Annotated in this window: 4 protein-coding genes; 3 read left to right on the top strand and 1 reads right to left on the bottom strand. The window is 57.6% G+C overall.

Features of this window, described 5'->3' with window-relative positions; genetic code table 11:
• The first annotated feature begins 664 nt into the window (after positions 1 to 664).
• The 3 genes from repA to repC all read left to right on the top strand — a co-directional run bounded on the left by repA (position 665) and on the right by repC (position 4,392).
• Positions 665 to 1,876 (top strand): plasmid partitioning protein RepA, encoded by a 1,212-nt coding sequence (gene repA, locus C8029_RS20715; RefSeq protein WP_074646809.1) that lies wholly within the window; start codon positions 665 to 667, stop codon positions 1,874 to 1,876.
• 103 nt (positions 1,877 to 1,979) lie between these two features.
• Positions 1,980 to 2,975: a plasmid partitioning protein RepB gene (repB, locus tag C8029_RS20710; RefSeq protein ID WP_074646807.1), complete on the top strand. Its 996-nt coding sequence runs from the start codon at positions 1,980 to 1,982 to the stop codon at positions 2,973 to 2,975.
• 160 nt (positions 2,976 to 3,135) lie between these two features.
• Positions 3,136 to 4,392, top strand: coding sequence for a plasmid replication protein RepC (gene repC, locus C8029_RS20705; protein ID WP_074646805.1), 1,257 nt, complete (start codon positions 3,136 to 3,138; stop codon positions 4,390 to 4,392).
• A 12-nt stretch (positions 4,393 to 4,404) separates the two neighbouring features.
• Here the strand turns inward: repC and C8029_RS20700 are convergent, their stop codons facing one another.
• Complete coding sequence (locus tag C8029_RS20700; protein ID WP_074646803.1) at positions 4,405 to 5,520, bottom strand: tyrosine-type recombinase/integrase; 1,116 nt, start codon at positions 5,518 to 5,520, stop codon at positions 4,405 to 4,407.
• Positions 5,521 to 5,779: the final 259 nt, after the last annotated feature.

Below are 5,779 nucleotides of genomic sequence, written 5' to 3'. Positions count from 1 at the left end.
TTTTTCCCCTGACCCTGCGGGCCATTCCTCGCGGATCAAAAAGACCGGCGCCGACTACTACACGCTGACCATCCGCGACCACGGCTTCAACGCGAACCTCGGCAAGGCCGCCAACCAGGACGATCTGTCCCTGCAGGCCGTCATCCCTTGGGGGCCAAAAGACGCGGCGTGACGAAAAGAATCGGCCGGGGCAACCCGGCCGATTCTCATTTTTCGCTTGCCACTGATACGGTCGACTTACGCGTTGAAAAGCTTTCGCGCCGCTCACTAAACGAAGTAAATGAAGTTAGATCTGAGTGGTATTCAACCTTGCAAAGTAAAAGCGGAGCATGAGTGCCTTCGTAACTGGGACCGGCATTGACGATCTGGGTAGGCAGCCATTTGACAGCCGTGCAGAGCGAAAAAATACAAATATAACAGTTAGATATGACTACGTTGGCACGGAACCACGGTCTCATCTCGCGTGGCTAAGAACCCCGTTGAATCTATATGTTGGGCTGCGATCTAGGGTTGTCGCCATGGTTTGTTGTGGCCTCTAGACTCGCTGGCGACTGAGGTGAGGCCGAACAGCCGAGCAATAAACGTTGTTAAGACTCGATTTTCCGTGTAGATGACACTTTAAAGAGCGAATTCGCTGAAAAAGCGATATTTAGAGGGCGGGCAGATGCGAGAAAGGTCTTTTGAGGCTGATACGAAGGATCAACCCTTCGACGAGATCATCCTCCAGCAGGGGGAGCTGATATCTGATCGCCTCAACATGTTGCGGCAAGAACAGTATCCTCCGGACGCTCAAAAAGGTCTACGTCAGTTTTCCCTAGCAGAGGTCGCCTACTACCTCGGTGTCACGCAGTCGACAATCAAGAAGCTCCACCTCGAAGGTAAGGGCCCCGATCCGGAAACTTCGTCGTCGGGGAGACGTAGCTATTCAGCTGAACAAATGCTCGAACTGAGAGCTTATCTCGACAAGCATGGCCGCCCCGGTAAACGCCGTTATGTCCCCTATCGGCAGCCTGGCGAAGAACTGCACGTCGTGTCTGTCGTGAACTTCAAAGGGGGTTCCGGAAAGACCACTACCGCCGCCCACCTCGCGCAGCACTTGGCGCTGAAGGGGCATCGAGTTCTTGCGATCGACTTGGACCCTCAAGCCTCGCTCACAGCTTTGCATGGCATTCAGCCTGAACTCGACGACGTGCCTTCGCTCTACGAAACACTTCGGTATGATGACGAGCGCAAGCCGATCTCAGAGGTGATCCGGCCAACAAACTTTCCCAACCTAGATATCGTTCCGGCAAGTCTCGAGCTTCAAGAATACGAATACGATACCCCGGTTGCTTTGACGAGCAGCGATCCCCATGAGGGCCGCACCTTCTTCACTCGTATATCGAAGGCGCTTAGCGAGGTTGATGACCGTTATGACGTGGTTGTGATCGATTGCCCTCCTCAGCTGGGCTACCTCACGCTCACTGCTCTCACGGCTTCTTCCTCAGTCATTGTGACGGTCCATCCTCAGATGCTGGACGTCATGTCGATGAGCCAGTTTCTCCTGATGCTGGGCGGGATCATGAAGACGATCCGTGACGCTGGAGCGAACATGCGCCTGAAGTGGTTCCGATACCTCGTAACGCGATTTGAACCAACGGACGGTCCCCAAAAGCAGATGGTTGGGTTCCTCCAGGCGATGTTCCCAAATCAGATGCTGTCGGCTCCTGTGCTGAAGTCTACGGCGATCTCCGACGCCGGGATCACCAAGCAGACGCTTTACGAAGTTGAACGGTCTCAGTTCGTGCGGACTACTTACGACCGCGCAGTGACATCTTTGAATGACGTGAACGACGAAATCGCCGAACTGATCCACAAGGCTTGGGGGCGTGAATGACTAAGGTTTTGACAGCCGTGCAGAGAGCCAGTTTTGACAGCCGTGCAACTGTCGAAATGCGCGCTGCGCGTCGGTTGGATTCGGGCGAAAGGGAGATGGCTTGATGGCTCGCAAAGACCTCCTAAAGAGCGTTATGGCCGGCTCGCCGGAGCAGCCCAAGGATTCCGGTCGCTCTGGATACGCAATGCGCGGTGCTTCGAAATCGATGAAGGTTTCGATTGATAGCCTTGCGGAGAACTCGAAGCGTCTCCTTGAAGGCGAAACCATTGTCGAGATCGATCCGCAATTGATCGATGTGTCATTCGTTTCGGATCGGCTTAGTGATGACGATGTTGCTTTCGACGAACTGAAAGCATCGATCGCTGCAGGTCGCCAGGACACGCCGGTATTGCTTAGACCGCATCCGGAAGCGGATGGCCGCTATATGATCGTCTTCGGGCATCGCCGTGTGCGAGTTGCTTCGGCGCTAGGCCGTAAGGTTCGCGCAGTTGTAAAACCAATGGACGATGTGGCTCACATTCTTGCTCAAGGGCAGGAAAACACTGCGCGCGCAGATCTCTCTTTTATTGAGAAGGCCCTATTTGCGAAGAGCCTCTTGGATATGGGGCAAGCAAAGGACGTGATCCAGTCCGCCCTTACCATCGATGGGACGTTGCTTTCACGGATGCTGTCAGTGGCGCAGAACGTCCCTCGGCACGTCATCGAACAGATCGGGCCAGCCAAGCAGATTGGGCGTGATCGCTGGGAAGACTTCAAGAAGTTGGCTTCGGAACCATCGAATGACAAGATCCTCAAGGAAGCTTTGGAGTTCGACGGGTTTCAGAACCTCGACAGTGATGCTCGCTTTGAGTTCCTGCACAGCAAGCTGGCAGAAGCGGGCAGGGCGCCGAAGCGCCGAAAAACGCGTGCCATGCCCAAGAAACGAACCTGGACTGCCGGCAAAGGCCGCATCAAGGGAGTCGTCGGTCGTTCCGGAAAGGCATTCAGCATTTCGCTTACGGCACAAGATTCAACCGAGTTCGGGGACTTTCTCTCGGGTCGGCTTGATCAGCTGTACAGCGAATTCCTCGCGACGAAAGAGGAGCAGTCAGAACAATGATCTAGGCAAAAGAAAAGCCCCCAAGCAGCGTGGCCTGAGAGCTAATCTGAAAAGTTTGGTCGCTTAGAGGATATCTCTCCCGCGAATCACTGTCAACAAGAACGCCACTTTGGCGAACGGCTTTCTTTTGCCTCCACATAACTGGAGGTGAGAAACAGGCATGAAACATACAGGTTGGCGCAAGCCGACACCGGGTCTTGGCATTGCAGAGCAGCTTGCCCAAGCCGGTGAACGAGTAGCTGTACCCAAAACGCGGGCGTTCGTCGCCGTGAAGCGGGTCGGTGCATATATTGGCCTCAAGGCCGGAGACATGATGCTCCTCGACACGCTCGGGGCCTTCACCCAGGCCCAGGACTGGGAGGAGGGGCAACGCCCGATCGTTTGGGCGTCGAACGCCTACTTGATGGAACAGACGGGTTTCTCGCTTTCTGCGCTGAAACGCCATGCCCGACGCCTGGCAGAGATCGGCGTGATCTCCTTCCAGGACAGCCCCAACGGCAAGCGTTGGGGCCGCAGGGACGCCGATGGACGCATCATCGAGGCCTACGGCTTCGATCTGTCGCCGCTGTCGGCACGCGTCGAGGAGTTCGAGGAGCTCCATGCCGAGTTGCAGGCCGAACGCGAGCTCTGCCAGCGCCTGAAGCGTCAGATCACGGTGGCACGCCGGATGATCCGCGCGCGGATCGACGCGGCCGTCAGCAGCGCGCTGCGTGGGCCCTGGACGCAGTTCACAAGCCTTTTCAAGGAGCTTCTGGACCGGCTGCCGCGCCGCCATGAAGCTTCTGAGCAGCTTGCTCGGCTCTTGACGTGGTTCAAAGAGCTTCAGGAGCGTGTCGAGGCTGCCTATCTCAAGGCAACCGAGGCCGCCCAACCTGTAGAAAACACGTCGGAAACCAAGGAGCAAGTTCTCAAGAAGCCTCAAAAAACGAACCCCAGGGAGGTCATTTCTGACCCTCATATACTAATTACAAACCAACTTAATCCTGTAACTAGTAATTCCTCAGAACATGAGGAAGTCGCGGCCGTGGTGCCCAATGCTCAGCTGGAAGAGTGGGTTGCCGAGGTGCGCAAGAAGCGTGCGGCGCTGGATCTGCCCACTGTGATGCAGGCCTGTCCTGAATTTGCGTCCTGGGCGCGCAATATGGGCGGATTCCTGAAGGACTGGGGCGATCTGCATCGGGTTGCCGGGCAGCTCAGGCCGATGATCGGAGTGTCCGAGCATGCCTGGAACGTAGCGCAGGAACGGCTCGGCAAACAGGTGGCGACAGCGGCGCTGGCGCTTGTTTTCGAGAAGCATTGCGCGGGCGAGGTTTCTTCACCGGGCGGCTATCTGCGGGGTATGGTCGAAAAAGCCGGGGCAGGGGAGCTGCACCTCGAGCGCAGCTTCTATGGCAGGCTCAGTGGGCAAGCGGCGTGACGGCGCTCGCGATCAGAGACCGGCGGCCTTGGTCAGGTTCACTCGGAACCGATCACGGTGGCGCTGGTAGCGACGAGTCATCTCGGCCGAGGCGTGCCCCAGATGCTTCTGGACGTAGCGCTCGTCGACTTCAGCCGAACTGGCGAGGCCTGCGCGCAGACTGTGCCCGGAGAATAGCGCCTGGCGTTCCTTTTCTGGCAGCTCGGAACGGATGCCGGCATCTAGGACGGTGCGTTTGATCAGCCGGGCCACATGCTTGTCGTTCAGCCGCGTTTCGGATGCCCGTTTGCCATCGCGCGAGGTGCCGACAAAGACTGGACCGAAGTCGATCTTCGCAAAGTGCAGCCATTGTTCCAGTGCATGTACGGGGCAGGTCTGATCTGTTGACCCGCGGCCAATCTCGACCTCACGCCAGCCAGTCTTGGCATTGAGGGTGAGCAGGGCGCCTTTGTCGAAGGTCTCGATCCAGCCGCCCGAGTCCGGCGTGTCGTCCTTGTGAACGTCGAGGCTGACGATCTCGGACCGGCGCAGCCCGCCAGCATAGCCGATGAGTAGAATCGCCCGATCCCGCAGCCCGCGCAGGTCGTAGGGCAGGGTGGCGATCATGGCGAGAATGTCCTCGGCCAGGATCGCTTCCTTCTGCACCGGTGGACGCGCGTGCTTGCGCTTGATCCCGGCCAGCACTGTCGCGATGTGACGGTTCTTGCGCTCGAGGGTGAAGCCGCGTTGCGCATAGTTCCACGCAAGGCCTGAGAGGCGGCGGTCGATGGTGCTGACTGATAGGGGTCGGGACGCCGACTGCGAAGGGGAGGGGCCTGACCCAGCGGCCAGATCCGCGAGGTAAAGCCCGATCATCTCGGGAGACGGCGGTAGAGGCTCGATGCCTTTCATCCGGCACCAGCGCGTGAAATGCGCCCAATCCTTCGCGTAGGCTGTCAACGTGTTGTCGGACGCTGCAGCGCGGGCATAGTCGCGGGCGGTGTCGACCAGGCGATCAAGGCTGCCGGACCCCGCGACATGGGAGGGCAGCGCGATGCTGTCGCTTTTCTCTTGATCGCTGTCGCCGTTCTGAGCGATACTAAACGCACCAGAGTTTGATGACGTCGACCTTTCGTCCTCTGTGGGCATTTTCCAGAAAATCCTGTCGGTCTGCCGGAATTCTTGAGACTGCGTTCCATGTGTTTTCAATAGCTTGCCTGTGTCGCATTTCTGAAACCGATTCAAGGTATGTGAGACTGGACGCCGATTTGAATCACCATTGGTGAGACTATCCGGCATCCATGCACTGAGTAAGTTATGTCCGATAATTTTCCAGCTGACAAGGATTGGGAAGAGGCGGAGTTTCGCGCCCGGGTGCTCGCGGAGCTGCCGGCCCAGCTGACTCAGG

The sequence above is a fragment of the Roseobacter sp. TSBP12 genome (genome assembly GCF_009129705.1).
GTDB classification, from domain to species: domain Bacteria; phylum Pseudomonadota; class Alphaproteobacteria; order Rhodobacterales; family Rhodobacteraceae; genus Celeribacter; species Celeribacter baekdonensis_A.
Note: the sequence above shows the minus strand (reverse complement) of the source record. Positions and strands in the feature narration are given on the sequence as shown.